27 protein-coding genes are annotated in these 26,401 nt (G+C 68.7%); 16 read left to right on the top strand and 11 right to left on the bottom strand.

What is annotated here, in order from left to right:
- Positions 1-7 precede the first annotated feature (7 nt).
- Positions 8-415 (top strand): YciI family protein, encoded by a 408-nt coding sequence (locus tag ABD260_RS06255; protein WP_344232378.1) that lies wholly within the window; start codon positions 8-10, stop codon positions 413-415.
- Positions 393-1,601, top strand: a complete 1,209-nt coding sequence (locus ABD260_RS06250; protein ID WP_344232377.1) for an RNA polymerase sigma factor — start codon at positions 393-395, stop codon at positions 1,599-1,601. Before ABD260_RS06255 ends, ABD260_RS06250 begins: the two co-directional genes overlap by 23 nt.
- Here the strand turns inward: ABD260_RS06250 and ABD260_RS06245 are convergent.
- The 5 genes from ABD260_RS06245 to ABD260_RS06225 all read right to left on the bottom strand — a co-directional run bounded on the left by ABD260_RS06245 (position 1,594) and on the right by ABD260_RS06225 (position 5,518).
- On the bottom strand, positions 1,594-2,244 hold the full coding sequence (locus ABD260_RS06245) for a DivIVA domain-containing protein (protein WP_344232376.1): 651 nt from the start codon (positions 2,242-2,244) through the stop codon (positions 1,594-1,596). The genes ABD260_RS06250 and ABD260_RS06245 overlap by 8 nt on opposite strands.
- Entirely contained in the window at positions 2,241-3,383 is a 1,143-nt protein-coding gene (locus ABD260_RS06240) for a globin domain-containing protein (protein WP_344232375.1), read from the bottom strand. Before ABD260_RS06240 ends, ABD260_RS06245 begins: the two co-directional genes overlap by 4 nt.
- 7 nt (positions 3,384-3,390) lie before the next feature.
- Positions 3,391-3,780: a group I truncated hemoglobin gene (locus ABD260_RS06235; RefSeq protein WP_344232374.1), complete on the bottom strand. Its 390-nt coding sequence runs from the start codon at positions 3,778-3,780 to the stop codon at positions 3,391-3,393.
- Positions 3,781-3,966: 186 nt separating this feature from the next.
- Complete coding sequence (locus ABD260_RS06230) at positions 3,967-4,926, bottom strand: asparaginase (RefSeq protein WP_344232372.1); 960 nt, start codon at positions 4,924-4,926, stop codon at positions 3,967-3,969.
- A gap of 13 nt (positions 4,927-4,939) precedes the next feature.
- Positions 4,940-5,518, bottom strand: coding sequence for a helix-turn-helix domain-containing protein (locus ABD260_RS06225; protein WP_344232371.1), 579 nt, complete (start codon positions 5,516-5,518; stop codon positions 4,940-4,942).
- A 74-nt stretch (positions 5,519-5,592) separates the two neighbouring features.
- On the opposite strand from ABD260_RS06225, the gene ABD260_RS06220 reads away from it, so the two are divergent.
- From ABD260_RS06220 to ABD260_RS06210, 3 genes are read left to right on the top strand one after another with little or no spacing between them, the layout of a single operon-like run.
- Positions 5,593-6,540, top strand: a complete 948-nt coding sequence (locus tag ABD260_RS06220) for an NAD(P)/FAD-dependent oxidoreductase (protein WP_344232370.1) — start codon at positions 5,593-5,595, stop codon at positions 6,538-6,540.
- A 27-nt stretch (positions 6,541-6,567) separates the two neighbouring features.
- Positions 6,568-7,011, top strand: a complete 444-nt coding sequence (locus ABD260_RS06215; RefSeq protein WP_344232368.1) for an RNA polymerase sigma factor — start codon at positions 6,568-6,570, stop codon at positions 7,009-7,011.
- The gene (locus ABD260_RS06210; RefSeq protein WP_344232367.1) at positions 7,008-7,196 is read left to right on the top strand and encodes a hypothetical protein; all 189 of its coding nucleotides are present in this window, start codon (positions 7,008-7,010) and stop codon (positions 7,194-7,196) included. The genes ABD260_RS06215 and ABD260_RS06210 overlap by 4 nt, the downstream gene beginning before the upstream one ends.
- On the opposite strand, the gene ABD260_RS06205 is transcribed toward ABD260_RS06210, so the two are convergent.
- Positions 7,193-7,789: a TetR/AcrR family transcriptional regulator gene (locus ABD260_RS06205; protein ID WP_344232366.1), complete on the bottom strand. Its 597-nt coding sequence runs from the start codon at positions 7,787-7,789 to the stop codon at positions 7,193-7,195. The two genes, ABD260_RS06210 and ABD260_RS06205, sit on opposite strands and share 4 nt — an antisense overlap.
- A 261-nt stretch (positions 7,790-8,050) precedes the next feature.
- Here ABD260_RS06205 and ABD260_RS06200 point away from each other — a divergent pair, with 261 nt between their 5' ends.
- From ABD260_RS06200 to ABD260_RS06185, 4 genes are read left to right on the top strand one after another with little or no spacing between them, the layout of a single operon-like run.
- Complete coding sequence (locus tag ABD260_RS06200; RefSeq protein WP_344232365.1) at positions 8,051-9,436, top strand: ammonium transporter; 1,386 nt, start codon at positions 8,051-8,053, stop codon at positions 9,434-9,436.
- The gene (locus tag ABD260_RS06195; protein ID WP_325036050.1) at positions 9,433-9,771 is read left to right on the top strand and encodes a P-II family nitrogen regulator; all 339 of its coding nucleotides are present in this window, start codon (positions 9,433-9,435) and stop codon (positions 9,769-9,771) included. The genes ABD260_RS06200 and ABD260_RS06195 overlap by 4 nt, the downstream gene beginning before the upstream one ends.
- Positions 9,772-12,030, top strand: coding sequence for a [protein-PII] uridylyltransferase (locus tag ABD260_RS06190; RefSeq protein ID WP_344232364.1), 2,259 nt, complete (start codon positions 9,772-9,774; stop codon positions 12,028-12,030).
- Between the two features lie 9 nt (positions 12,031-12,039).
- A complete protein-coding gene (locus ABD260_RS06185; RefSeq protein WP_344232363.1) occupies positions 12,040-13,083 on the top strand; it encodes a DUF2332 domain-containing protein in 1,044 nt (347 codons plus the stop codon).
- Here ABD260_RS06185 and ABD260_RS06180 read toward each other — a convergent pair.
- Positions 13,076-13,999 carry an arginase family protein gene (locus tag ABD260_RS06180; RefSeq protein WP_344232362.1) on the bottom strand — a complete coding sequence of 308 codons (924 nt, stop codon included), beginning with the start codon at positions 13,997-13,999 and terminating at the stop codon, positions 13,076-13,078. The genes ABD260_RS06185 and ABD260_RS06180 overlap by 8 nt on opposite strands.
- A 174-nt stretch (positions 14,000-14,173) precedes the next feature.
- Here ABD260_RS06180 and ffh point away from each other — a divergent pair, with 174 nt between their 5' ends.
- From ffh to ABD260_RS06155, 5 genes are all read left to right on the top strand, one after another.
- The gene (ffh, locus tag ABD260_RS06175) at positions 14,174-15,739 is read left to right on the top strand and encodes a signal recognition particle protein (RefSeq protein ID WP_344232361.1); all 1,566 of its coding nucleotides are present in this window, start codon (positions 14,174-14,176) and stop codon (positions 15,737-15,739) included.
- Positions 15,740-16,051: 312 nt separating this feature from the next.
- Positions 16,052-17,416 (top strand): lytic transglycosylase domain-containing protein, encoded by a 1,365-nt coding sequence (locus tag ABD260_RS06170; protein WP_344232360.1) that lies wholly within the window; start codon positions 16,052-16,054, stop codon positions 17,414-17,416.
- A gap of 312 nt (positions 17,417-17,728) precedes the next feature.
- Positions 17,729-18,916, top strand: coding sequence for a lytic transglycosylase domain-containing protein (locus ABD260_RS06165; RefSeq protein WP_344232359.1), 1,188 nt, complete (start codon positions 17,729-17,731; stop codon positions 18,914-18,916).
- 24 nt (positions 18,917-18,940) lie between these two features.
- Positions 18,941-20,044 (top strand): amidohydrolase family protein, encoded by a 1,104-nt coding sequence (locus ABD260_RS06160; protein WP_344232358.1) that lies wholly within the window; start codon positions 18,941-18,943, stop codon positions 20,042-20,044.
- A 108-nt stretch (positions 20,045-20,152) separates the two neighbouring features.
- Positions 20,153-21,526 (top strand): N-acetylmuramoyl-L-alanine amidase, encoded by a 1,374-nt coding sequence (locus ABD260_RS06155; protein WP_344232357.1) that lies wholly within the window; start codon positions 20,153-20,155, stop codon positions 21,524-21,526.
- Here ABD260_RS06155 and ABD260_RS06150 read toward each other — a convergent pair whose 3' ends face one another.
- Positions 21,527-22,357 carry a CPBP family intramembrane glutamic endopeptidase gene (locus tag ABD260_RS06150; RefSeq protein WP_344232356.1) on the bottom strand — a complete coding sequence of 277 codons (831 nt, stop codon included), beginning with the start codon at positions 22,355-22,357 and terminating at the stop codon, positions 21,527-21,529.
- A 112-nt stretch (positions 22,358-22,469) separates the two neighbouring features.
- Between ABD260_RS06150 and ABD260_RS06145 the strand changes: the two genes are divergently transcribed.
- Both ABD260_RS06145 and ABD260_RS06140 read left to right on the top strand, forming a co-directional pair.
- Positions 22,470-23,702: a sensor histidine kinase gene (locus tag ABD260_RS06145; protein ID WP_344232355.1), complete on the top strand. Its 1,233-nt coding sequence runs from the start codon at positions 22,470-22,472 to the stop codon at positions 23,700-23,702.
- Positions 23,693-24,331 carry a response regulator gene (locus ABD260_RS06140; RefSeq protein ID WP_344232354.1) on the top strand — a complete coding sequence of 213 codons (639 nt, stop codon included), beginning with the start codon at positions 23,693-23,695 and terminating at the stop codon, positions 24,329-24,331. The genes ABD260_RS06145 and ABD260_RS06140 overlap by 10 nt, the downstream gene beginning before the upstream one ends.
- Here ABD260_RS06140 and ABD260_RS06135 read toward each other — a convergent pair.
- From ABD260_RS06135 to ABD260_RS06125, 3 genes are read right to left on the bottom strand one after another with little or no spacing between them, the layout of a single operon-like run.
- Positions 24,328-24,873 carry a peptidoglycan DD-metalloendopeptidase family protein gene (locus tag ABD260_RS06135; protein WP_344232353.1) on the bottom strand — a complete coding sequence of 182 codons (546 nt, stop codon included), beginning with the start codon at positions 24,871-24,873 and terminating at the stop codon, positions 24,328-24,330. The genes ABD260_RS06140 and ABD260_RS06135 overlap by 4 nt on opposite strands.
- On the bottom strand, positions 24,860-24,988 hold the full coding sequence (locus tag ABD260_RS06130; RefSeq protein WP_344232352.1) for a hypothetical protein: 129 nt from the start codon (positions 24,986-24,988) through the stop codon (positions 24,860-24,862). The genes ABD260_RS06135 and ABD260_RS06130 overlap by 14 nt, the downstream gene beginning before the upstream one ends.
- 58 nt (positions 24,989-25,046) lie before the next feature.
- Positions 25,047-26,396 (bottom strand): flotillin family protein, encoded by a 1,350-nt coding sequence (locus ABD260_RS06125; protein WP_344232351.1) that lies wholly within the window; start codon positions 26,394-26,396, stop codon positions 25,047-25,049.
- Positions 26,397-26,401: the final 5 nt, after the last annotated feature.

Raw genomic sequence — 26,401 nt, 5'->3', positions numbered from 1 at the left:
GAACACCATGACCAAGTTCATGCTGCTGATGAACATGGACGGCGGGAACTGCGACACTCCGATGCTGGAGTGGGACCCGGCGGACATGCAGGCGCATCTGAAGCACCTGGGCGACAGCCTGGACAAGCTGCGGCAGAGCGGTGAGCTGGTGGAGGTGAATGCCCTCACCTGGCCGAAGCACGGCAAGGTGGTGCGGGCGGCGAGCGTGAGTGCACCGGTGCTGACCGACGGGCCGTACGCCGAGTCCAAGGAGGTCCTGGCCGGGTACACGATCGTCGACGTCGCGTCGGAGGAGCGGGCGCTGGAGATCGCCGCGGAGCAGTCGAGCGCGCCTGGGCCGGGCGGCGTACCGCTGGAGCAACCGATCGAAGTTCGGCGCATCATGGAGACCGATGCCGATCTCCAGGACATCTGAACCGGACGACCTGGAGGACCTGCTGCGGGAGCTGACGCCGCAGGTCCTCGGTGCGGTGGTGCGCTGGTCCGGCGACTTCGCTGCTGCCGAGGACGCGGTCCAGGAGGCGCTGCTAGCCGCCGCGACCACCTGGCCGCGTGACGGCCGCCCGGACAAGCCGAAGTCGTGGCTGATCCAGACCGCCTCCCGGCGGCTCATCGACGAGGTACGGCAACAGCAGGCCAGGCGCCGCCGCGAGGAGCGTGCCGCGCTGCGAGAGGTGCCGTCCGGTGAGGTCGAGGAGCACGACGACACGCTGCGACTGCTGTTCCTGTGCTGTCACCCGGCGCTGACCCCGGCGTCCGCGATCGCGCTGACGTTGCGCGCGGTGGGTGGATTGACGACAGCTGAGATCGCCACCGCGTACCTCGTACCCGAGGCGACGATGGCGCAGCGGATCAGCCGGGCGAAGCAGAAGCTGAAGGGCGCCAGCTTCGCCCTGGACGCCGATGACGCGCGGCTGCGCAACGTACTGCATGTGCTGTATCTGATGTTCAACGAGGGCTACACCAGTACGAGCGGCCCGGAGCTGCACCGCAGTGACTTGTCGACTGAGGCGATCCGGTTGACGCGTGCCGTGCGTACGCAGCTTCCGGCCGATGGTCAAGTGACCGGACTGCTCGCCCTGATGCTGCTGACCGATGCACGGCGAGCAGCACGTACCGGTGTGGATGGGGAGCTCATTCCACTGGCCGAACAGGACCGTACGCAGTGGAACCGCGCGTACATCACCGAAGGCGTCGCACTGGCGGTCGAAGCGTTCGAAACGCCGCCGCTGGGGGAGTACCAGCTTCAAGCGGCGATCGCCGCGCTGCACGACGAGGTGGACAAGGCCGAGGACACCGACTGGCCGCAGATCCTCGGGCTGTACGGACTGCTCGAAAACCTGTCCGGCAACCCGATGGTCAAGCTGAACCGCGCCATTGCCGCGGCCATGGTGGACGGCCCTGACGCCGGTCTGCAGCTACTGGAGCCACTGGACGAGGAGCTGGCCGGCCACTACCGCCTAGCAGCCACCCGCGGCCACCTGTACGAGATGCGCGGCGACCACGAGACCGCCGCCGAACACTTCCGTACGGCGGCCCGTGGTACGACCAGCCTGCCTGAGCGGGACTACCTGCTGACCAAGGCGGCCCAGCTCAGTTAGGACGCCGGTGTCCTCCGACGGGAGTCCGGTTGTCCAGGATGGAGTCATCTGCCGCGGCGGACAGGTCGGTCCACCACAGCACCTCCCCGCTGGGCGTCGGCTCACCAGGCACCTCGGTCTGCTCAGGCAGCTTGCCCAGGCGTTCCACCTGCTCCGCCAGCGCATCCAGTACGGATCGCAGCTGCACGTGGGCGACCCGGGTGAACGTCCGCACGTACTCCAGCTCGGCCGCTGGGGCATCAGCGACCGGGATGTGCTTAACGGCGGACTCCACCGAGTCGTGTGCCTGCTTCAACGCGTCGCGCTGCTGGGACCGCGCCGTCTCCACCAGGTCCTTGGCGTACTGCTCCGCCTCGGCCACCAGGTTGTCAGCGATCTGCTGCGCCTGGCTGAGCAGCCCGACCGCGTGCGCGGTGATGTGCGCCCGCTGCTCCGCATCCGTTGTGGTTTCCCGCAGCCGTTCGACCTCTGCGCGCAGCTCGGCCCGGTCCGCGTCGGCGTACTCGACCTGTTCGGCCAGCTCCGCCAGGAACTCCGACACCTCCGCGGTGTCGTAGCCCTTCCGGCGAATGGCGAACAGCTTGTTCCGGACCGCGTACGGCGACTGTGCCGGTCGCCGGCTGAACGGGTCTTGGCGCGTCACTGCTGACTCCCTGCCGAGGTCGTGATCCCCAAGGATTCGGTGTGGATGTCGGTGGCCGGCAGACCGGCCGCGGTGAGCTCCGCGACCGTGTGCCGGACCATCGCGGGCGAACCGCACACCATCGCGGTGTGCCCTGCCCACGAGCCCTGGGCGGCGGCGACAGCGCCCACCAGGCCACGTTGCCCTGGGTACGACGTGTCGTCCGACACCACCGGTGTATAGCTGAACCACGGCCGCTGGGTGAGGTTGCTCAGCTGCTTGTGCTCGTAGAGGTTCCACGGCATCCGGGCGCCGTGGAACAGGTGCACGCGTGGCACCTGGTGAGTCGACGACTGCCGGTCGAGCTGCTCCAGCATGGCGCGGAATGGTGCCAGGCCGGTACCGCCGGCGATCATCACCACGGTGCGGCCGGGGTCCTCCGGCAGCTTCAGCGACTCACCGACCGGTGCACCGATCCGCACCGCGTCGCCACGCTTGAGCGACCGTACGGCCGGTCCACTGACCTGACCGCCCGGTACCAGGCCGATGTGCAGCTCGATGGACCCGTCCGGCCGTGGAGCGTTCGCCGGGCTGTAGTAGCGCCAGCGCCGCGGCCGGTACGGGATCTCCATCGCCACCGACTGCCCTGGCCGGTAGTCCAGCGGCTGCTCCGGGTGGATCTGCACGACGGTCACGTCCATCGTGCGGCGATCCACCCCGAGTACCTCACCGGACCACCAGGCCGGCGCCTCGTCCTCGGCCGACTCCTCGGCCGCCTGCACCATCACAGTCGACACCAGGCCGTACGCCTCGGCCCAGTCGGCGGCCAGCTCCTGGGTCCAGGCGGCACCGAGGAAGTGCTGCAGGGTCGCCAGCAGCGAGGCACCGACCGCCGAGTAGTGCTCGGCCACGGCACCGAACCTCCGATGGTCGCGACCGAGCTGCTGCAGGAACGGAACCACCTGGTCGAGCTGCGTGGCGTTGCTGACCACGGCGCCGAGGGCACCGACCAGCTTGTCCCGCTGCGCGGCCATCGAGACCGGGAACATCTCCCGGACCTCGGGGTGGGACAGGAACAGATGGGAGTAGAAGAACAGCGGCACCTCGTCGCCGGCCTTCGCGACCAGGGCCCAGCTGTTCTTCAGTGCGTCCGGGTCCATCCCCGGATCAGCTGGCGGTGACGATGTCGCCCTGGGTCGCGCCCAGCGCCTTCACCACCCGGCCGATGATGTCGTCCGGCACCTGGTGTGCCTCCAGCGCGCCGACCAGGTGCACGACCACCCGGCCGAAGTCGCCGCCGGTGATCCCGCGGCCCTTGTGCGCGTCGGCCAGCGCCTGGCCCTCGTACGTCACCGGTCCGCCCATCACCTGCGAGACCAGCTGCACCTGGTGCCGCTTCAGCTTGGTCAGATCGCTGTTCGCGAAGTATCCGGACAGCTCCGGATCGGCGAGGACGTTGCGGTAGAACAGCTCCACCACCGAGGCGATCGCCGGACCACCCCCGACCGCGTCGTAGTCACTGTCCCCCGTCGTGCCGGCCTGTGTCTGCTCGACCACGGCGCAACCATCTCCAAACCCTCGAAATTCGGTCCCCGAGCGGTGACGATCCGAGCACTCCCGGGTGTCCGGGTCAAGCCGGAACCGGCAATTTCCGTAATTCCGTCCGATCATCGTGCCACCCGGTTTGAGGTCCCGCTCCGGGGGTAGAACAGATACCGGAAAGAAAGTTGCTCAAGGCAATAATCAAACGTATTGCCCAATCGCGGTGGCGACGTCGTCATCGGTTGCCAGCAGCAACCGAAGCAGCACGCGGGCCTTGTACGGATCGAGGAATCCGGCATCGATCAGACCGCGCCGCAACAGATCGGTTTCCGATCCGGGCGCGTGGTACGTACCGCGCAGTACCGATCCGCCGCCGGTCCGCGACGTGAGCACGACCGGGATCTTGGCCGCAAGCTCGCCGAGCACCGGCGCGAGCGCGGCCGGTACATGACCGGCACCGAACCCGGCGACGACCAGGCCCTGGTGCGTGTCGGCCAGGCCACGCAGCAGGAGGCCGTCGTCGTCCATCGTGACCGTGTAGAGCGCGACCCGGACGTCCGCCAGCTCGGCGGGCTCGGCGCTGCCCTGGACGCCGTCCAGCCGCGGCGGGCGGGTCAGCACGCGGACCCGGTCCTCGACCAGGTGGCCGATCGGGCCGGTGTTCGGGGAGACGAAGGTCGCGGTGCTCGTACTGTGCGTCTTGCGGACCCAGCGGGCCGCGTGGATCTCCTCCTGGAAGACGACGAGTACACCGAGGTCGCGGGCGGCGGGGGAGCAGGCGACCCGCAGCGCCGCCAGCAGGTTGGCGGGACCGTCAGGTCCGGCCAGGGTCGGGTTGCGCATCGCGCCGGTGAACACCAGCGGCTGCGGGTGCGGCCAGACCAGGTCGGCGAGGAAGGCGCTCTCCTCGAGCGTGTCGGAGCCCTGGGTGACGACGACGCCCGCGGCGCCGGCGGTGACCGCCTTCGAGGCGGCGTCGACCACCTCGAGCATGCGGCTGGCGGTCAGGTCGCCGCTCGGGACCTTCTCGACGTCCTGGATCTCGACCTGGTGGCCGAGCCCGTCCAGGCCGGGCACGGCGGCGGTCAGGTCGTCGCCGGTGAGCCGGTGGTTGCCGGCCATCGAAATCGTGCCGCCCAGGGTGAACAACGCGACGCTCACGGGGGTGTCTCCTTTATCGGGTCCGGGCTCTCACATGCATCCGCTCCCCCTGCGGGCCGTAAAGACATAGCACCTCGGTCGGTCCAGGTCCCGGGTTGGAGAACCAGTGCGGTACGCGGCAGTCGAACTCGGCCACCTCGCCCTCTTTGACGATGAAGTCCTGATCGCCCAGCCGCAGCCTGATCCGGCCGGACAGCACGTAGAACCAGTCGTAGCCCTCGTGGGTCTTCTGCTCGACGTCGTTCCCCGGAAAGCCCTCTGGCAGGATCTGCTTGAACGCCTGCAGACCGCCCGGCCGGCGGCTGAGCGGGATGTGTACGGTGCCGTGGCGCTTGATCGGCTTGGCGTAGATCCGCGGGTCGCCGGTCGGCGGCGCGTCCACCAGCTCGTCCAGCTGCACCTGGTGCGCCCGGGCGAGCGGCAGCAGCAGCTCCAGCGTCGGCCGCCGCTGGCCGGACTCCAGCCGGGACAGGGTGCTGACCGAGATCCCGGTCGCCTCGGAGAGCTGCGCCAGTGTCGTGCCGCGTTCGACCCGCAGCGAACGCAACCGGGCTCCGACGGACTCGAGCACTTCCTCGAAGGTGTTTGCCATACCGGCAACTTTACTTGTCGAAAATGAAAATCACGACGGATCGTGGAGGTCACCTGAGCAGAGGAGTTTCGGAGATGACGAAGTACGACGTGATCGTGATCGGTGGCGGCGCCGCCGGACTGAGCGGTGCGCTGGCGCTGGCCCGGTTCCGCCGTTCGGTGCTGGTGATCGACGACGGCACACCGCGCAACGCGCCGGCCGACGGCGTACACAACTTCCTGACCCGCGACGGCGTACCACCGGGGGAGCTGTACGCGCTCGGCCGGCAGGAGGTCACCGGGTACGGCGGTGAGATCGCCGAAGGCACCGTGACAGCAGCCCGGCGGGACGAGGACGGCTTCACAGTGGAGCTGGCGGACGGTACGACGTACTGCGCCCGGCGACTGCTGGTGACGACCGGCCTGACCGACGTACTGCCTGACGTACCGGGCCTGGCCGAACGGTGGGGCAAGGACGTGATCCACTGCCCGTACTGCCACGGCTGGGAGGTACGGGACCAGGCCATCGGCGTACTGGCGACCAGCTCGATGGCGATGCACCAGGTACAGCTCTTCCGGCAGCTGAGTGACGACGTGACGCTGTTCCTGCACACAGCACCTGAACCGACCGAGGAGCAGTGGGAGCAGCTGGCTGCGCGCGGTATTGCCGTCGTACAAGGCAAGGTTGAGCAGCTGGAGCTGGCGAACGGCAAGCTGGCGGGCGTACGGCTGGAGGGCGGTGTAGTCGTGCCACGACAGGCACTGTCGATCCAGAGCACCGTACGCGCGCGGGCGGACTTCCTGGCGGATCTGGGGCTCGAAGCCACTCTGGTGGAGTCGAACGGCGTGGAGATCGGTACAGCGGTACAGGTCGACGGCATGGGCGCTACTCAGGTCCCTGGGGTGTTCGCGGCCGGCAACGTGACCAATCCGATGGCTCAAGTCGTACCGTCCGCTGCCGCCGGTCTGATGGCTGCTGGTGGCATCAACTTCGATCTGATCAACGAAGAGACCCGTCAGGCAGTAGCAGTGCGCAGTAGTTGAGGAGTTCAATAGGGGCCGGGAGGGTGGATGCGCGACACGATCGACCCCGACTTCGCCTCGTTTGTGGATGCGCGGCAAGTCAGATGGCTTCGTACGACGTACCTCGTGTACGGCGATCTGGAACGAGCAGAGCAGGTACTGCTGCATGCCTTCGCGCGGTTGTCGATGCGCTGGCCCCGGGTGGACGATCCGGACGAGTTCGTCCAGCGCATGCTCTACCAGCCGGCGCTGAAACCGTGGAACCGCGCGAAGGCGTTCCTGGACACGGAGAACCAGGTGCAGCGCGCACTGGGCGAGCTGACGCCCGTACAGCGCACTGTGTTCGTGCTGCTGCACGTGGAGGAGCTCACCGAGTTCGAGGTGGCCGATCTGCTCGGGCTGTCGCACCAAGCGGTGCATGCGCACGGCATGGCCGCGTTCGGGTTGTTCCGTACGGCGCTGGGCGAAGGTGATCGGCGGGAGGCCCCATGAGACGTGAGGACGTGCAGCCACTGCTCCTGGAGGCAGCAGACCTGCTCCCGGACCCGAACCTGGCGGATGCGGCCTGGGCCGGCGGTCTGGCGCTCCGCCGGACCCATCGACGCATTGTCCTGATCTGCGTACTGACCGTGATCGCCCTCGCGATCCTGACGTCCGTGCTGATCGAGATCAGCTAGTCCATGATCGCGCGCAGTGTGACCTCGGCCAGCCGGTCGGCCTCGTCCGGGGCCGGCATCGGCTGACCGGTCAGGGCCCGGACCACGAAGACACCGGCCAGCCACTCCACCATCAGTACCGGGTCGGCGGTGTCCTTGACCGGTTCGCCCCGGGCCCGGGCGCGCTCCAGGGTGTCCCGGGTCTGCGCGATCCGGTGTTCCAGCAGCTTGCGGTAGATCCGCGCGGACCGCTCGTCGCGGTTCGCCTCCGAGACGGCGAGCCGGATCATCGCGCGGCCCTGCTCGGTGTTCACGAAGGCCAGCGCGACCCGGTACACCTGGCGCAGGTCACCGGCGATCGAGCCGGTGTCCGGGTCCGGGATCTCCAGGTCGAAGAGGTCGGCCAGCGCGTCGTTGGCGAGCAGTTCCTTGCTGGCCCAGCGGCGGTAGATCGTCGCTTTGCCCACCCCGGCGGCCTCGGCGACGTCGTCCACCGTCATGCCGTCGAAGCCCCGCTCCAGCAGCAACTGCACGGCGTAGCGGCGGATTCGCGGTTCCGCCTCCGGGTCGCGTGGCCGGCCGCGGCGCGGCCTCACCCCGTGGTTCGGCTCCATTCGTCGTCCCCAGCTCAGACGGGTGCGGTGGCGCGTCCGCGGCCCGTGTGGTCCAGGCCAGAGTGCCATAACTTCGCCGGTTGCGAGCAATGTCACCCCGATGTCACCTGGGAGCCTGCTTTGTCACATCCCTGAAACAAACCGACCGATCGGCTGAAACCGCGCGCCGACACGGTGTCGGTGTGGCCGCGCGGCGGGCTCCCCGGCGTTGTGGAGACCTCCCCGACTGAGGACGCCGGCCACCCCCGTTCGATGGAAGGGATGACGTTGATGGAGATCAACGCCGGCGATACCGCCTGGGTGCTGGTCAGTGCCGCCCTGGTGATGCTGATGACCCCGGGCCTGGCCTTTTTCTACGGCGGCATGGTGCGCGTGAAGAGCGTGCTGAACATGATGATGATGAGCTTCATCACCATCGCCGTCGTCACCATCCTCTGGGTGGTGGTCGGTTACTCGCTGACGTTCGGCGGTGACAGTGGGCACGTGATCGGGAACTTCTCCGAAGTCGGCCTGAAGGGCCTGCTCGCGCCGGAGGCGGTGAGCGGGACGACGCCCACGCTCGCGTTCGTCGCCTTCCAGATGATGTTCGCGATCATCACCCCGGCGCTGATCTCGGGCGCGATCGCCGACCGGGCCACCTTCCGCGGCTGGATCGTGTTCGTGGTCGGCTGGACCTGCCTGGTGTACTTCCCGGTCGCGCACTCGGTCTGGTTCCTGGACGACGGCAACGGCGGCTGGATCGGCGACAAGCTGAAGGCGATCGACTTCGCCGGTGGTACGGCGGTGCATGTGAACGCCGGTGCCGCCGCCCTGGCGCTGGCGATCGTGCTGGGCAAGCGGATCGGCTGGAAGAAGGACCCGATGCGGCCGCACAGCCTGCCGCTGGTGCTGCTCGGTGCCGCGCTGCTGTGGTTCGGCTGGTTCGGTTTCAACGCCGGCTCGGCGCTGAGCGCGGGCAGTACCGCCGCCATCACCTTCGTGAACACGCAGGTGGCCACGGCGGCCGCGGTGATCGGCTGGCTGATCATCGAGCGTCTCACGCACGGCAAGGCCACCACGCTGGGGATGGCGTCCGGTGCGGTTGCCGGTCTGGTTGCGATCACCCCGTCCTGTGGTGCGGTGACGCCGGTCGGCGCGATCGTCCTCGGCCTGTTCGCCGGTGGCATCTGTGCCTTCGCCGTGTCGCTCAAGTACAAGCTCGGCTTCGACGACTCGCTCGACGTGGTCGGCGTCCACCTTGTCGGCGGTCTGTTCGGTTCGCTGGCGATCGGTCTGCTCGGCTCGGCGGCGGCACCGTCCGGGGTGAACGGCCTGTTCTACGGCGGCGGGGTCGGCCAGCTCGGCCGGCAGGCGCTGGCCAACGTGGTGGTCGGGCTCTACTCGTTCGGGATCGCGTTCGTCCTGGCCAAGGTGATCGACAAGACGATCGGCTTCCGGCTGAAGGAGGACGACGAGGTCACCGGTGTCGACCAGGTCGAGCACGCGGAGACGGCGTACGACTACTTGAGCGCCGCCGGCCTGCGCGGTGTACTGTCCGCCCGTCCGGTGCAGGCCCCGGTCCAGCCGGAACCCGAGCCTGAAGCCGAGACCGCTGACGAGTCCGGTGACGGGTCCGAGGCGTCGGAGAAGGAAGGGGTCAAGGCATGAAGCTGATCACCGCTGTGGTCAAGCCGCACAAGCTGGAGGACGTCCGGGCCGCGCTGGAGACGTTCGGCGTCACCGGGATGACGGTGACCGAGGCGAGCGGCTACGGTCGGCAGAAGGGCCACACCGAGGTGTACCGCGGCGCCGAGTACGAGGTGGACCTGGTACCGAAGGTCCGGCTCGAGGTGGTCGTCGAGGACGGTGACGGCGCTGACGTGGTGGACGTGATCGTCAAGGCGGCCCAGACCGGCAAGATCGGTGACGGCAAGGTCTGGGTGACCCCGGTCGAAACCATCGTCCGGGTCCGAACCGGCGAACTGGACGGAGACGCTCTCTAGATGATCGATCGGGCAGAGCAGCGGCGCGCCCGGGCCGGTGAGGCCGACGCGCTGCTGCAACTGCTGCTCGCGAAGGCTTGTGACGCTCTCGGTGTACCCGCCGAGGGCGTCGCGCTGGTCGCGGTGGGCGGTTACGGGCGGGAGGAGCTGTCGCCGTACAGCGACCTGGACGTGATGCTCGTGCATGCCGAGGGGTACCCGCGGATCGACGAGCTGGCTGCCCAGATCTGGTACCCGCTGTGGGATTCGCGGACAAAGCTGGATCACAGCGTCCGTACGCTCGTGCAGGCACAGGAGGCGGCGGCTGCCGACGACCGGGTCGCGCTAGGGCTGCTCGACGCACGGCACGTCGCCGGCGACACCCACCTGACGCTGCAGCTCCGTTCCGTACTGATGGCGGACTGGCGGCGTACTGCACGTTCCCGGCTGCCCGGTCTGGCGCAGGCGTGCCGTGAGCGAGCCACAACGGTCGGAGAGCTCGCACATCTCGCTGAGCCCGATCTCAAAGAGGCGTACGGCGGTTTGCGCGATGCCGTTGTACTACGTGCGTTGGTGGCGTCCTGGTTGATCGACGTACCGCATCCGGTGGTGGAGCGGGCGCGGCGCGATCTGCTGGAGATCCGCGACGTACTGCACGAAGTGTCCGGCCGCGCGACCGACCGACTTGTAGCCGATCTAGCGGGTGAAGTCGCTGCTGAACTCGGCTTGTCGGGGCGAGACGAGCTGCTGCGCCATGTGTACGCGACGGGGCGCACGCTCGCGCATGTGTGCGATGTGTCTTGGCGGCGCGTCGAGAGCCTGATGACCAAGCCGCCACGATCCAGGCGGCGTCACCGCACCGGTGGGCCGTTGCTGCTCGCCCTGGATGAGGGAGTCGGCCAGCACGAAGGTGAGGTCGTGCTGATGCCGGACGCGCGACCGGAGCGCGACCCAGTACTCGGTCTGCGAGCTGCCGCGGTCGCAGCGGATCGTGAACTCGTACTCTCTCCAGCTGTCTGCGCCCGGCTGGCTGCATCGGCCGCTGACCTGCCGGACCCGTGGCCGGGGGAGGCGCGGCGGTTGCTTTGCGCACTGCTGGGTGCTGGCAGCGGACTGCTGGAGGTGTGGGAGGGGCTGGACCAGGCCGGGTACGTGTCGCGCCTCCTGCCCGAGTGGGACTCGGTGCGCTTCCGGCCACCGCAGTCTGCGATCCACCGCTTCACTGTGGACAGGCACCTGCTGGAGACCTGCGTCGAGGCGTCGTCGATGGTGCGCGACGTACGCCGACCGGACTTGCTACTGGTGGCCGCACTGATCCATGACCTCGGGAAGGCGCTCGACGGCGACCACAGCGTCACCGGTGCGGGCATTGCGGCGAAGGTAGCGCGGCGGATCGGCTTCAACGAAGCGGATGCGGACACCATCACTGTGCTGGTCCGGCAGCACCTGATGCTCGCGCAGGTAGCTACCCGGCGTGATCTGGACGATCCGATGACAGTGGACATGGTCGCCGGGATCGTACGTACTACCGAGACGCTGGATCTGCTGGAGGCGTTGACGTACGCCGATGCGCGTGCGGCCGGCCCAGCGGCGTCATCGCCGTGGCGGATGCGGCTCGTCGGTGAGCTGTGCCGTCGAGTGCGTGGTGAGCTCGCCGGTGGCGGTGAAGGCATGTGGAACGAGGTACCGCCGGTTCCGGTGCCAGTACTGCACCAGGTGGTCGGTGTGGGGCGGTTGGGCGTCACGGTGACCGATCATCACGGTGATCTGCGGGTGAACGTCGCAGTACCCGATCAGGTCGGGACGCTGTCGACCGTGGCGGCCGTACTTGCGCTGGAGCGGTTGGCGGTCCGGTCCGCGGTGATCACGTCGGTTGAGGGACTGGGCATCTCGCAGTGGACCGTCGCGGGCTCGCGTCCCGATCCGGTACGGCTGCGTGACCGGCTTGCTGTTGCATTGCGGGACTCGACGGATGTCGTACGCCGGTTGACCGCTCGGGACGCCGCACGCGCACGCGTAGCCAGCCGCGTCGACCTGCTGCCCGAGGCGTCGGAGACCGCGACTGTCCTGCAGGTACGCGCACACGACCGGCCGGGGCTGCTGTACGACGTGACTGCGGCGATAGCTGCGACCGGTGCGGATATCCGGTCCGCACATGTCGGAACGCTCGGTGCGGAGTGCGTCGACGTCTTCTACCTCACTGATCGCCACGGCGCACCGCTGGAGCCGGAGGACGCGCGGACCACGGCAAAGTCGGTCCTGGATCGCCTGACCTTCTAGTCTCGCTTCGTGGATGTCGTCTCAGCTCTCCAGCGCCAAGCGATCGCCTGCGAAGACCTCGGGTCGCCCATGTACGCCGAGCTGCTCCGGTTGCTCGTGGACGACTATGAGGTCGGTGGCGTGTCGGTGCAGGTGCTGGTCGGGTACGAGGACCGGTCGTTCGGGGAGGCGATCGGGCTGCGGCTCCTGGGCGCCGTACACGGTCTGGTGCTGGCTGGTACGGCACCCGAACTGGCGGCGTTCTATCCAAGCGTCGGCGGTACGTGGGACGCAGTACTCGGCTGGGAGGCCTTCGAACAGGTGCTGCGGTCGCGGATCGGCGAGGTGCGCTCACTGCTGACCCAGCCGCCACAGACGAACGAGGTAGGCCGAGCCGGTGCGCTGTACGGCGGCCTGCTGCACCTGGTCGACCAGCTGCCCTTGCCGGTACGCCTGTTCGAGATCGGTGCGAGCGGTGGACTGAACCTACGGGCGGACCACTTCCGGTACGTCGCCGATGGAGCGCTGTACGGCCCGGCGGACAGCCCTGTCGTGTTCGATCCAGCGTGGACAGGTCAGGTGCCGTCAGCGGAACTGCGCATCGCGGAGCGGGTCGGCTGTGACATCACTCCGATCGATCCGTTGACACCGGAAGGGCAGATCGCGCTTACGTCGTACGTGTGGCCTGACATGACCGAGCGGCTGGAGCGGCTTCGCGGGGCGATCGTGGTGGCGCGGCGGGTACCTGCTGACGTACGCCGGGAGGACGCGGTGTCCTTCGTACGCGCACTGGAACTGTCGGAAGGCCATTTGACTGTGGTGTGGCACTCCATCATGTGGCAGTACCTCAGCCATCCGGACCGGGATGCTGTCGACGCTGCACTGACCGCACTGGGCGCCCGGGCCACTGCGTCCGCTCCGCTGGCCCACCTGCGACTGGAGCCGCACCGCCAAGGACCTGAGGGCTGGGAGTACTTGGTGGACCTCCAGACCTGGCCGGGCGGCAAACGCCGCGTACTGGGTCGCGCCGCACCGCACGGACAGGCACTGGTCTGGACCGCGGCGCTCAGCTGAGTGCGGCGACCAGAGTGTCGGTGAGTTCAACCGCGTACTTGCCGTCCGGGTCGAGGTCCGGGTCGAAGATGCCGATGTCGATCCCCATGCACCCCGGCGCCTGCAGCAGCGGCCGCAGCAGCGCCCGCAACTGCTCGTGGTCGATCCCACCCGGATCCGGACTGTCCACGGCAGGCATCAGCGCCGCATCCAGAATGTCCACATCCAGATGCACCCAATACCCATCAAGCCCGCCCTGCTCAGTGCTGCCGGTCTCGGCGGTCCCGCCGCCGCTGAGGTGCTCCAGAGTCCCGCGCGCCGCCGCCTCCGGATCAGCCGCGACCTGCGCCGCCGTCCACACCGGAATCCCGACGCCCCGCACTTCTTCCGCGTAGTCGTCGTCCGCCCGGATCCCCAGCAGCACCGCGTCGCTGTCCCGCACGTACGGCCGCAGCCCCTCGAGATCAGTCAGATCCGCCTGACCCCGCCCGGTCACCAGCGCCAGCGCCTCACCGCCGGCCGCACCGACGTACGGCGAGTTGTCCACCGTCCGGAAGTCCGAGTGCCCGTCCAGGTACACCGCCCCGTACCGCCCGCGCCGCTTCAGCGCGACCGCCGGCGCCAGCAGGTTGCTGCACTCCCCACCCAGCACCACCACGAACTGCCCTTGCTCCACGAACCGCTCGATCCGATCCGCCAGCCGAGTCGTGTACGTGGCGATCGCGCCCGCGTTGAACACCCCGTCGCCCGGCTTCCATCCACCCCGGTCGTACCGCGGCGGCGTCACGTACCCACCGTCCTCCGCCCCGATCCGCCCCACGAACCCCAGATCCCGCACCGCCCCGGCCAGCTTGTAGCACCCCGGCACGGTCCCTTCCACCGGCGGCCGCAACCCCAGATTGGAAGGACCGTCCACCACGACCCGCGTCCGCGCCACCCGCGTCCCCTAACCATTAGCCGTCCAGGAATGGGTTAGATCCTGGTGGCGGCGCCGGGCGCCTGTCAATCGTCCGGCCGCTCCGGGTACCGCTCCGGCCGCCGGAGTCATCCGCCGGTTGGGCGGCCGGTAGACTCGGGGAGTTCATCGCTTCGAGGAAACGGACTGTTTCTCGTGTTCGACACGCTTTCCGATCGGCTCTCCACCGCGTTCAAGAATCTGCGGGGCAAGGGCAAGCTGACCGACGCCGACATCGACGCGACCACCCGGGAGATCCGGATCGCGTTGCTGGAGGCGGATGTCGCGCTGCCGGTGGTACGGGAGTTCATCGCGGCGGTGCGCGAACGCGCCAGCGGGGCCGAGGTGCGCGGCGGGCTGAACCCGGCGCAACAGGTGATCAAGATCGTCAACGAGGAACTGGTCAACATCCTCGGTGGCGAGACCCGTGAGCTGCGGATGGCGAAGCGGCCGCCGACGGTGATCATGCTCGCCGGTCTGCAGGGTGCCGGTAAGACCACCCTGGCCGGCAAGCTCGCCAAGTGGCTGAAGGAGACCAAGCACCAGACGCCGATGCTGGTCGCCGCCGACCTGCAGCGGCCGAACGCGGTCACCCAGCTCCAGGTGGTCGGCGACCGGGCCGGCGTGCCGGTGTACGCGCCCGAACCTGGCAACGGCGTCGGTGACCCGGTCGAGGTCGCCCGGCGGGCGATGGACGAGGCCCGGACCAAGCAGCACAGCGTCGTGATCGTCGACACCGCCGGCCGGCTGGGTGTCGACGAGGTGCTGATGAAGCAGGCCGCGGACATCCGCGACGCGGTCAGCCCGGACGAGATCCTGTTCGTCGTCGACGCGATGATCGGCCAGGACGCGGTCACCACCGCGCAGGCCTTCCTGGACGGCGTCGGCTTCGACGGCGTGGTGCTGTCCAAGCTCGACGGTGACGCCCGCGGTGGTGCCGCGCTGTCGATCGCGCAGGTCACCGGCCGCCAGGTGATGTTCGCCAGCAACGGCGAGAAGCTCGAGGACTTCGACGTCTTCCACCCGGACCGGATGGCGTCCCGGATCCTCGGCATGGGCGACGTGATGAGCCTGATCGAGCAGGCCGAGCGCTCGTTCGACGCCGAGGAGGCCGCCAAGACCGCGGCCAAGCTGCAGAAGAAGGGTGGCAAGGAGTTCACCCTGGACGACTTCCTCGCCCAGATGCAGTCGGTCCGGAAGATGGGCCCGCTGACCAAGATCTTCGGCATGCTGCCCGGCGCGAACCAGTTCAAGGACCAGCTGGAGAACTTCGACGAGCGCGAGATCGACCGGATCGAGGCGGTCATCCACTCGATGACGCCGGCCGAGCGGGCCGACCCGCACATCATCAACGGCTCCCGCCGGGCCCGGATCGCGAAGGGTTCCGGGACCGAGGTGGCGACCGTCAGCGGCCTGGTCGAGCGGTTCTTCGAGGCCCGCAAGATGATGTCCGCGATGGCGTCCGGCAAGGGCCTGCCGGGGATGCCCGGGATGCCGGGCATGCCCGGGATGGGCGGCGGCAAGAAGGCGAAGCCGCAGCAGAAGAAGGGCAAGAAGCGCGGCTCCGGCAACCCGGCCAAGCGCGCCAACCAGGCGAACCAGCCGCCGGCGGCGCCGCAGCCCGGCCAGCCCGGTCAGCTGCCGGCCGCGTTCGGCGGCGGCAAGGACGGCGGCGACTTCGAGCTGCCGGACGACCTGAAGAAGATGCTCGGCGGCAACTGAGCTTGCCGGCCTGAGCCCTGCCGGCTCGAGCCCTGTCTGCCTGAGCTCTTGCCTGAACGGGCAGTGTTTCGCGATCGCGGATGACGAAACTGTCATCCGCGATCTGCTGCGTACGCCGCGCGCTTCTGCCTACGGTGGTTTGGTGCGTGGGGGAGTGAACGCGTGGGGAAGGCCGGCTGAACTACCGGTGGTGCCGGCGGGTGGGCCCGGCTGCGGCGCACCGACGCCGGTTGTCGGCGACCCCGGGACGACTAAGATCGTGCCTACGCCCGAGAGACACACCACCTGCGGAATGCGTCGAGGACGGTTCGGATGAGGCAGCAGTTCAGGAACCTGGACACCTGGCGGGGAAAGCTGACCGCCACCTGGGTCTGCCTGGCTCCGCCGACCGCGCTGGTCGCCGTGTTCGTGGTCGGCGGCGTCACCTCGAACACGTTCATCGTGGACGCGCACGCGCTGACCGCCCCGCGCCAGGACTCCGTCTTCGACGACCTGGCCGCGAACGTACCGTCCCAGCCGGGCGCCGACGGCAGCCTGCCGTCGCAGGAGAAGTCGACCATCCAGGTCCCGCTGACCGGCACGACCGACGGCACCGTGAAGCCGATCCCCGGTGCCATCGGCGACACCTCCGGCATTCCCGGCACGGTCCTCGCGGCGTACCAGAAGGCAGCCAGTGACCTGGCCATGTCGATGCCCGGGTGTCACATCACCTGGCCGCTGCTGGCCGGGATCGGCAAGGTCGAGTCCGACCACGCCAATGGCGGCAAGGTGGACCCGAACGGCAACACCCGCGGCAAGATCCTCGGTCCGGTCCTCGACGGCGGGCCCGGGATGGCCGCGATCGCCGACACCGACCAGGGTGTGTACGACGGGAACACCACCTGGGACCGCGCGGTCGGCCCGATGCAGTTCATCCCGAGTACCTGGAAGACGTACGGCGCGGACGGCAACGGTGACGGCGTCAAGGACCCGCACAACGTGTTCGACGCGGCCCGCGCGGCCGGGGACTACCTGTGTACCAACGGTGCGAACCTGTCCGACCCGCAGGGCCTGGTCCAGGCGGTGCTGCGCTACAACCACTCGATGGACTACGTGTCGACCGTGCTGCGCTGGATGCAGTCGTACAGCAAGGACACGGTGACCGTGCCGGACAAGCCGGGTTCGATCGACACCCCGGACGACAACGGCAATGCCGACGGCAAGGGCAAGACCGAGACGACACCTCCGCCGAGTACGCCGACAACCGCCCCGGCGACCACCGCTCCGACCACCGCTCCGACGACGGCCCCGACCACTGCCCCGAGCACGCCGCGTCCGTCCCGGCCGAGCTCGGTGAAGCCGACGCCGACCCCGACGCCGACCAAGACGCCGGGTGGAACGGTGACCAAGCCGCCGACCTCGCCGACGAAGCCGACGAAGCCGCCGTACACACCGACGCCGACCCCGCCGAGTACGCCGACGACGACCCCGACGCCGGGCGACCCGACCTGCACGCCGACGCCGACCCCCACGCCGACGCCGACGCCAACCCCGACGCCGGACCCGAGCGAGTCCCCGACGACGGCCCCGTCGGGTTCGCCGACCACCACGCCGTCGCCCTGCACCTCGACCGGCCCGGAATCGGACCCGACCAAAACCGCCGTCACCCCCGGACCGGGCCCGCAACCGGCGAACTGACCCACAACCGGCGAGAAGCCGGACTGTCGCAGGAAGCGCCGGCGAACCGTCCGCAGCAGGTGAACGATCCACGGCCGGTGAGCTGACACCGCGGCTGTGAACTGAAAGCCCGTCACTTCCAGGTAGCGTCGTTCGTTACCTCGGTGGTGGTTTTCCGTGAGTTCCCGGCGCCCGTAACTTTGCGTCGTCTTGATGTAACTTTCTGGCCCCTGGCTCGTTGAAGGGGCTATGCGCCTAACCCGTAGTGGTAATCGTCGGGTCAAAATAATCATCGCTTCACTGTGTACGGCCCCGCTCCTGGTCGGGGCCATCGTGACCGTTGCCTCGGGCGGAGCCGGTGCCACCGGCCAGCTCGCGGCGGGCAGCCCGGTCGCCCCATCGCCTGGGGCCGGGCTGAACAGCGGTGAGTTCGACGAGCTGACGATGATCGTGCCGCAGCGTCCTGGAGTGGACGGCCGGCTCGGTTCCGACAAACCCGCCCGCGCCGACGTCCCCGTGCAAGGGGCGACCGACGGCCGGTCGGTGGTCCGGCCCGGGCGGCCGGGAGCCGTGAACGGTATTCCCCGCGGGGTCTTCCCCGCCTACCGCCGCGCCACCGCGAACCTCGCGGTCGTCCGGCCGAACTGTGGGCTCACCTGGCCGTTGCTGGCCGGGATCGGCAAGGTCGAGTCCGACCACGCGGCCGGCGGCCGGGTGGACGTGGCCGGCACCACCCGCGGCCGGATTCTCGGCCCGGTGCTGAACGGCCGGCACGGCAACGCCCGGATCACCGACACCGACAAAGGCAAGTACGACGCGGATCAGACCTGGGACCGCGCGGTCGGGCCGATGCAGATCATCCCGCAGGTGTGGGACGAGTTCGGGGCCGACGGCAACGGTGACGGCTACCGCAACCCGAACAACGTGTACGACGCGGTCACCACGGTCGCCGTCGTGCTCTGCTCCGAGGGTGACGACCTGAAGCGGCCGCAGGACCTGGTCGCGTCGCTGCTGCGCTACCAGCACTCCAAGGACTTCGTCGCGACCGTGCTGAAGTGGATGCGGGTGTACAGCAAGAACGCCGTCCTGGTGCCGAACGCGACCGGCAACATCGCGGCCGCGAAGACGAACGGCAACGCCGACCGCAAGGTCGACCCGCGCCAGGTGCCGGACGTGCCGGACGACACCAAGACGCCGACGCCGACCCCGACGCCGGTGCAGACCACCGCGCAGCCGACCGACCCGTCGACTCCGGCGCCGACCGACTGGGGCAAGCCGACGCTGCCGAAGCCGGTGGACACGCCGACCGACACGCCGACGCACCACCCGACGGTGACGCCGACCAGGACGCCGACGAAGTCGCCCACCAAGACCCCGACCAAGACGCCGACTCCGACCCCCACGCCGACGCCGACGGACACTCCGACCGAGACGCCGACCGAGACCCCGACCGGAACGCCGTGCGCGGGCAACGAGCCCACCACCCCGACGTGTACGCCGGGCGGCGGCTCGCACGGCTGACACCGGGCCGGATACGGTCGACGCATGACGGAGTTGATCGGGTCCGGCGTACTGAAGCTGGTCGGCACGGTGTTGCCGGCCGGTGAGCAGCAGGAGATCCACCTCAGCGGTGGGCTGGTCGTCGACCGGCCCACCGCTGCTGACGTCACGACGGTGCACACCGGCGGCTGGATCGTGCCGGGCCTGGTCGACGCGCATTGCCACATCGGCCTCGACAAGCACGGTGCGGTCGAGCGCGACGTACAGGAAGAGCAGGCGGTGCTGGATCGGGACGCCGGCGCCTTGCTGGTACGAGACGCCGGGTCGGCCGCGGATACGCGCTGGATCGACGACCGGGCGGACCTGCCGAAGATCATCCGGGCCGGGCGGCACATCGCGCGCTCCAAGCGGTACATCCGGAACTACGGCTGGGAGATCGAGCCGGAGGAGTTGGTCGCGTACGTCGAGCAGGAGGCCCTTCGCGGTGACGGCTGGGTCAAGCTGGTCGGTGACTGGATCGACCGCGAGGCAGGCGATCTGACGCCGTGCTGGCCGGCCGAGGCGCTGAACGCCGCGATCGCCCGCGCGCATGAGCTCGGCGCCCGGGTAACCGCGCATGTGTTCGGCGAGCACGCGCTGCCGGATCTGCTTGCCGCCGGCATCGATTGCCTCGAGCACGGCACCGGCGTCGAACCGGAGCTGCTCGCGCAGCTGGTCGAGCGGCAGGTGGCGATCGTCCCGACGCTGATCCAGCTGGAGAACTTCCCGGAGTACGCCGAGCAGGCCGCCGGCAAGTTCCCGGTGTACTCGGCTCACATGCGCGACCTGTACGAGCGCCGGCTGCACCGCCTCCGGGACGCGTTCGAAGCCGGAGTCCCTGTCTACGCGGGCACCGACGCGGGTGGCGTACTCGGTCATGGGCTGGTCGCGCAGGAGATCCAGGCGCTGACCGAGATCGGGATGTCGGGGGAGCAGGCGCTGGCCGCCGGGTCGTGGGCGGCGCGCGCGTGGCTGGGGGCGCCGAGCGAGCTGCGGCCGGGCGATCCCGCCGACCTGGTCGTGTACGACGAGGATCCGCGAACGCAGCCGGCTGTCCTGACGCATCCGCGGCTGATCGCGCTCCGTGGCAAGGTGGTATTCCGTCGGTAACCGGAGAAAATTCACCCAACCGCTGGTCTGGACGGAAGATTTTCCCTTACGGTGGCTCCTGGGACCGCCGACGCCCCTCGGCGGACCATTGAGGGAAGGACTCCGCCCATGGGTTCTGTCAATTCTTTGTTGACCGCCCGAGTACCCAAACTGGCCGTCGCTCTGGCGGTCGCAGCGCTCGGATTGAGTGCGCTGCCGAGCAACGCCGCCGAACCGGCTCAACCCTCCGACGCGGGCCTGGCGCCCGCGTTCCAGGACGCCGCGGCGAAGTACGACGTACCGCGCGAGGTACTGGTCGGCGTCGGTTTCGCCGAGACGCACCTCGACGGCCACAACGGTGCGCCCAGCCAGGCGAACGGCTACGGCGTGATGCAGCTGGCCAGCAACAACGTGAACAAGACGATGTCGGAGGCAAGCAAACTCACCGGGCTGCCGGTGGCGAAGCTCTCCAAGGACGATCGGTCGAACATCCTCGGCGCGGCAGCAGTGCTGGACGCGTACGCCGACCAGGCCGGGCTGACCGGTGCCGCCCGCAAGGACCCGGGCAAGTGGTACAGCGTCGTCGCCAAGTACTCCCATGCCGCTGACGCGCCGACCGCCCGGCTGTACACCGACGAGGTCTTCCGGATCATCGGCACCGGCGTACAGGCGGCCGGCGTCACCACCCTGCCGCGTACCGTCCGGCCCGACCTCGGCGCGTACGCGAAGGTCGCACCGCTCGGTACCCGGAGCGCCTCGTCGGTGCAGGCCGTCGACTACCCGGGCGCGATCTGGAACGCGGCCAGCACCAGCAACTACCGCGCCGGCCGGACCGCGGCGATCACCACGATCGTGATCCACGTGACGCAAGGCTCGTACGCGGGCACGATCAGCTGGTTCAAGGACCCGGCGGCGCAGGTGAGCGCGCACTACGTGGTCCGGTCGAGTGACGGTCAGGTGACGCAGATGGTGGCCGAGAAGGACACCGCCTGGCACGTACGCACCGAGAACCCGTACACCATCGGCATCGAGCACGAGGGGTACGTGGACCAGCCGTCGTGGTTCACCGACGCGATGTACCGGTCGTCGGCCGCGCTGACCCGCAACATCGCCGACCGGCGCGGCATCCCGAAGGACCGGGCGCACATCAAGGGCCACAGCGAGATGCCGAACAACGACCACACCGACCCGGGGCCGAACTGGAACTGGAACTACTACATGCAGCTGGTGAACGGCGGCAGCCCGAACCCGCCGCAGTACAACTTCACCACTTGGGGCAACGGCGTCAACGTCCGCTCGGCGCCGAAGCTGTCCGCGTCTGTGGTCACGTCGCTGGCCGGCCCGACCCAGGTGTTCGTCGAGTGCCAGGTCCAGGGCGACACCGTCACCGCCGGTGGCTACACCAACAACTGGTGGGCGAAGCTCCGGGATCAGAACGGCTACATGACCAACATCTACATCGACGATCCCAACACCAAGCTGCCTGGAGTACCGGACTGCTAGTCAGATCCGCTTGGTCTTAACCAGCCAGCCAACGAACAGAGCCATCACGACCCATCCCGGCCAGGCCTGCAGACCCACACTCATCGGGTCCAGGTCCTGGCCGGGCGCACTGAGGAAGAAGACCGTCCGCATCGCCAGGCTGCTGACCACCGCATGTGCTAGTACGGCGGGAAGCACCGAGTTGGACCGCTGCCGCAGCCAGCTGAAGATCGGTACGACGAGCAGACACGAGACGACCAGGGCAGCGATCGACGCCGCCAGCGAGTGGCCCGGGTACTGGCCGCCCATGATCAGCGTCGGCAGGTGCCACAGCGCGAAGATCACCGCAGTACCCAGGTAGCCGACCAGGCGGCCGTACTGCATGAGACGCGGCAGCAGGTAGCCCTGCCAGCCCAGCTCCTCGCCGAAGAAGAACGGCAGCGACAGCACGTACTGCAGGGCCAGCGGTGCGATCCAGCCGGCAAAGCCGGACAGGTTGCCCAGGTCGAACTCGTACGCACCAGCCAGCCAAGCGATGACCAGTGACGCCACGGTGAGTCCCAGCGGTACGACGATCGTCAGTACGCAGTCCATCAGCCGGTTGGGCAGTTCCAGGCCAAGTGCCTTGCGTAGGTTGGGTACGCGCCCCCGCATCACGATCAGCGCGGAGAGTGCGGGAGCGAGCATGGCGGCGTACACGCAGACGAGCTGCAGCGTGCCCATGCCGAGGTCGTTGGAGTCGCGGTGGAAGCCACTGAGGAGCAGCGGCGACATAGCCAGCCAGATGCCTCCAAAGGCGAGACCGATGTACGCCGGGAGGTCGTGGCGGGTTCTACGGAGCGTCTTAGTCATGTGACCTGACGCTATGGAGTGCGGCGCGCGGGTACGATCCGGTGAGCTGCCGAGCGAATGGTGGAGTCTGCTGTACCGACTGGGGCTGCCGGTGTGCCGGAAGATGGTGGACATGCTCACGAAGATCCTGTCCCGCGGTGGACCGGCGGCCGGCTACCTGGCCATCCGCGTTCTCAAGTCGATCACGTTGCTGGCGGCAATCCCGATCAGTCTGCTGCTCGGCTGGATCATCCCCGGCGCGACGGCCGGCCTGGTGCGGCTCGCGAACAGCGAGCGGTACCGTGCGGCGAAGTACCTCGGCAGGGGCGAACCCGACCTGCTGCCACCGGCGCAGCGCCGGCTGCCGGGCGACGTGGTGACACTGTTCCGCGACCAGTCGTTCAAGCTCAGCCTGCGCTGTTTGCTGATGCCGTTGGTGATGGTGCCCGAGCTGGCCCTCACCGCGATCGCGGTGATCGGGGCGCCCGCCGCCATCCTCGGCATGGTGCTGTGGCCGATCCAGCCAGGCCAGTTCTCGCTGATGGGCGTCGGCGTGGACAGCTGGACGGAAGCGCTGACGAACGGTCTGGCACAGATACTGACCAGTCTGGCGCTCCTGTACTGGGTACTGCCTGCAGTGGCCCGTGCGCACGCCGGTACGGTGCTCAGCCTGCTCGCACCGACTCCGGAACAGCTGGAAACCACCCGGCTGGAGCAGCGCGTCGAGGAGCTCACCAAGAGCCGCGCGGGTGCTGTGGACTCGCACGGTGCCGAGCTGCGCCGGATCGAGCGGGACCTGCACGACGGTACGCAAGCCCAGCTGGTGTCGCTGGCCATGCGGATCGGCATCGCCAAGCAGACCATGGCCGATGACCCCGAGAAGGCCGCCAAGCTACTGGACGATGCCCGTGACGGTGCAGAGCAGGCGATGACGGAGCTGCGCGGCGTACTGCGCACCATGTACCCGCCGATCCTCGCTGACCGCGGACTGGTCGGTGCCGTGTCCGCACTGGCCGCACGGTGCCCACTGCCCGTCCAGCTGCGCATAGGTGAGCTGGGCGAGGTCCCGGCCGCAGTAGAAGCTGCTGCGTACTTCGTCGTCGCGGAGTCCCTCACCAACGTGACAAAGCACAGTGCTGCCGGGCATGTGGACGTACAGCTCGAACGGCGTGGTCAAGAGCTGTTCTTGTCGGTCGTAGACGATGGGATCGGTGGAGCGCGGATCAGCGAACAGGCCGACCTGCTGGGCCGGGGGAGTGGCCTGCATGGCATGCTCCATCGGGTGCAGGCGATCGATGGCCAGATGGAGTTGCGGAGTCCGATCGGTGGGCCGACCACCGTTGAGGTGATCCTTCCGTGCGGGTGATCATCCTCGAGGACAACCCGATCCTCGCCGAAGGCCTCGGCCTGCTGCTGAACAACTCCGGGTTCGTGGTGGCCGCGGTCGCCACCGACGCGGACGAGTTCGCGAAGGCGATCGACGAGCACGAGGTGGACATCGCGGTGGTCGACGTACGGCTGCCACCCACCTTCACCGACGAGGGCCTGCGCGCGGCGATCGAGGCGCGCCGGGTCCGGCCGGGACTGCCGGTGCTGGTGTTCTCCCAGTACGTCGAGGAGGTGTACGCGGCGGAGCTGCTCGCCGCGGGCAGCGAAGGCGTCGGGTACTTGCTGAAGGACCGGGTGTCCCGCGTCGACGAGTTCCTCGAGGCGGTCCGCCGGGTGGCGGCCGGCGGTACCGTCCTCGACCCCGAGGTGGTCAGTCAGCTGATGGTCAAGCGGAGCAGCCCGCTCGACCGGCTGACCCCTCGCGAACGCGAAGTCCTGGCCCTGATGGCCGAAGGGCTCGGCAACGCCGCCATCGGCGAAAAGCTGGTCATCTCCGACGGCGCCGTCCACAAACACGTAGGCAACGTCTTCCTCAAGCTGGACCTCCCCCCGACCGACTCCGGCCACCGCCGGGTCCTGGCTGTCTTGGCCTACTTGGGCCTCTAGCAGAGTGGTACGCCGGGTAGTTGCGAGTTCGGGTCCTGGATGTAGATGTTGCTGATGAACCCGTTCTGGTCGCGCAGCTTGGACCACCAGTTGTTGGTGTACCCCTCGGCGTTGACCGTGTCGCCCTGCTTCTGGCAGAGCACCCACACCGAAGTCGGACCGGACAGCGTGGTCACGACGGGTGCGGCGAGTCGCGCATCGGAGCGTACGTTCACTCCGGAGCCCCAGGTCATGTAGTTCTTCCCCGGCCCGGAGCAGCCGTTGTCGCTCGTCAGGTGGTACGAGCCGTACTCAGCCGGGTACGCGAGCGCTGACCCGTTGATGACGATGTTCTGACCGACACCGTTGAGCAGCTGCTCGTAATGGATGTGCGGACCGGTGGAGTTGCCCGTACTGCCCGTGACCCCGATCTGCTGTCCCTGCGAGACCTGCTGCCCATCGGCCACCGAGTACGCGGACAGGTGGAAGTAGTAGGTCTTCCAGCCACCACCGTGCTCGATAGCGATGTAGTTGCCGGCACCACTGGGCCTACTTTTGGCCACATGGGAACGGGGCCTTGAAGTTCGGCGCGGCCTGCGCCTGCGTCGGTGCCACCACCAGAGTGGCGGCACCGAGCAGGAGCGCGGCGAGTACTGCGAGGATTCTTCTGGGCGGCATGCGCTCAGTGTCGGCAGTCACCCACCGGCAGGCAACCGTTTCGGTTGCTGGTTAATGCTCAGGCCGACTCGTCCGGCACCGGCTCCAGGGTGGGCTTCTCGTCCTTCTTGGTGGCGAGCGAGTCGATCAGCTGCTTGGCCAGCGCGAAGCCCGAACCGCCCATGGTGATGGTCTTCACCAGGGTGTCCTCGATGCCCTGCGCGCCGTTCAGGACGACCATGTTGCCGACCTTCTCGAACGAGCTCGCGGCTGCGGTGACGATCTCCGGGTACGCCTCGGCGAGCTGCTGCGCGACGACCGCCTCGGTGTTGGTGGCCAGCGCCTCGGCGCGCGCCTTGATACCGGCGGCCTCCGCCATCGCCTTCGCCTGCACCGCCGACGCCTCGGCCTTACCGGTCAGCTCGGTCGCCTTCGCCTCGGCCTCACCACGGAGCTGGACTTCCCGCGCGTTCGCCTCGGCGGCCGCGATCTGGGCATCCCGGGCGGCGCTGGCCAGCGTGCGCTGCCGGTACGCCTCGGCGTCGGCCGGCTTCAGCACCGACGACTCCAGCTGCTTCTCGGCCAGCGACGCGTTCAGTTTCGCGGTCTCGGTCTCGGCGACCACGACCTCCTGCCGCGCCAGCGCCTCGGCCAGCGGACCGGACTGCGACGCCTTCGACTTCGCCTGGTCGACCTCGGCCTGGTAGCCGGCCTGGGCGATCGAGCTCTGCCGGACGGCCGCGGCCTTCTGCGCGGCGGCGGCCTGCTCGCGCTCGGTCGCCTCCCGGTCCCGTTCGGCCTGCGCGATCCGGGCCGCGGCCTCGACCGCCGCGGCCTGCGGGCGGCCCAGGTTCTTGATGTAGCCGGACTCGTCGTCGATCTCCTGGATCTGCAGCGAGTCGACGACCAGGCCGAGCTTCTCCATGTCGCCGGCCAGCGAGCCGCGGATGTTCGTGGTCAGCGTCTCCCGGTCGTGCAGCATCTCCTCGACCGTGGTGGAACCGACGATCGCCCGCAGGTGACCGGCGAACAGCTCGTGGATGGTCCCCATCACCTGCTCGTCGCTCTGCTCCAGGAAGCGCCGGGCCGCGTTCGCGATCGAGCCGTAGTCGTCACCGACCTTGTACGCGGTGACGCCCTTGATGTGCAGCGGGATGCCCTGGCTGGACACACACGTCACGGTCAGCGGCGTGGCCCGGATGTCCAGCGGCAGCCGGCGAACGGTCTGGAAACCCGGCAGCACCGCGGTGCCGCGGCCGACCACGATCTTGAAGCCGAGGGTCTCGTTGACCTGTTCCTGGCTGGAGTGCGCGCCGAGGCCGGAGATGATCAGCGCCTCGTTCGGCTCGGCCACCCGCCAGACCATCCGGAACAGGATCAGAAGCACGACCACCGCGATCGCCGCGATGGCCAGGTACGTCCAGAGCATTTCCC

This window comes from Kribbella hippodromi (assembly GCF_039531045.1).
In the GTDB taxonomy this organism is placed as follows: Bacteria; Actinomycetota; Actinomycetes; order Propionibacteriales; family Kribbellaceae; genus Kribbella; species Kribbella hippodromi.
The sequence above is the reverse complement of the archived record's forward strand: the minus strand, read 5'-3'. Positions and strand labels throughout refer to the sequence as shown.

Coding starts and splice junctions, on each gene's coding strand:
- ABD260_RS06220 (WP_344232370.1), top strand. CDS start 5,593: ATGACGAAGTACGACGTGATCGTGATCGGTGGCGGCGCCGCCGGACTG.
- ABD260_RS06215 (WP_344232368.1), top strand. CDS start 6,568: ATGCGCGACACGATCGACCCCGACTTCGCCTCGTTTGTGGATGCGCGG.
- ABD260_RS06150 (WP_344232356.1), bottom strand. CDS start 22,357: ATGACTAAGACGCTCCGTAGAACCCGCCACGACCTCCCGGCGTACATC.
- ABD260_RS06130 (WP_344232352.1), bottom strand. CDS start 24,988: ATGCCGCCCAGAAGAATCCTCGCAGTACTCGCCGCGCTCCTGCTCGGT.
- ABD260_RS06240 (WP_344232375.1), bottom strand. CDS start 3,383: ATGGACCCGGACGCACTGAAGAACAGCTGGGCCCTGGTCGCGAAGGCC.
- ABD260_RS06255 (WP_344232378.1), top strand. CDS start 8: ATGACCAAGTTCATGCTGCTGATGAACATGGACGGCGGGAACTGCGAC.
- ABD260_RS06145 (WP_344232355.1), top strand. CDS start 22,470: ATGCTCACGAAGATCCTGTCCCGCGGTGGACCGGCGGCCGGCTACCTG.
- ABD260_RS06125 (WP_344232351.1), bottom strand. CDS start 26,396: ATGCTCTGGACGTACCTGGCCATCGCGGCGATCGCGGTGGTCGTGCTT.
- ABD260_RS06225 (WP_344232371.1), bottom strand. CDS start 5,518: ATGGCAAACACCTTCGAGGAAGTGCTCGAGTCCGTCGGAGCCCGGTTG.
- ABD260_RS06250 (WP_344232377.1), top strand. CDS start 393: ATGCCGATCTCCAGGACATCTGAACCGGACGACCTGGAGGACCTGCTG.
- ABD260_RS06170 (WP_344232360.1), top strand. CDS start 16,052: ATGAGGCAGCAGTTCAGGAACCTGGACACCTGGCGGGGAAAGCTGACC.
- ABD260_RS06210 (WP_344232367.1), top strand. CDS start 7,008: ATGAGACGTGAGGACGTGCAGCCACTGCTCCTGGAGGCAGCAGACCTG.
- ABD260_RS06155 (WP_344232357.1), top strand. CDS start 20,153: ATGGGTTCTGTCAATTCTTTGTTGACCGCCCGAGTACCCAAACTGGCC.
- ABD260_RS06205 (WP_344232366.1), bottom strand. CDS start 7,789: ATGGAGCCGAACCACGGGGTGAGGCCGCGCCGCGGCCGGCCACGCGAC.
- ABD260_RS06195 (WP_325036050.1), top strand. CDS start 9,433: ATGAAGCTGATCACCGCTGTGGTCAAGCCGCACAAGCTGGAGGACGTC.
- ABD260_RS06200 (WP_344232365.1), top strand. CDS start 8,051: ATGACGTTGATGGAGATCAACGCCGGCGATACCGCCTGGGTGCTGGTC.
- ABD260_RS06190 (WP_344232364.1), top strand. CDS start 9,772: ATGATCGATCGGGCAGAGCAGCGGCGCGCCCGGGCCGGTGAGGCCGAC.
- ABD260_RS06160 (WP_344232358.1), top strand. CDS start 18,941: ATGACGGAGTTGATCGGGTCCGGCGTACTGAAGCTGGTCGGCACGGTG.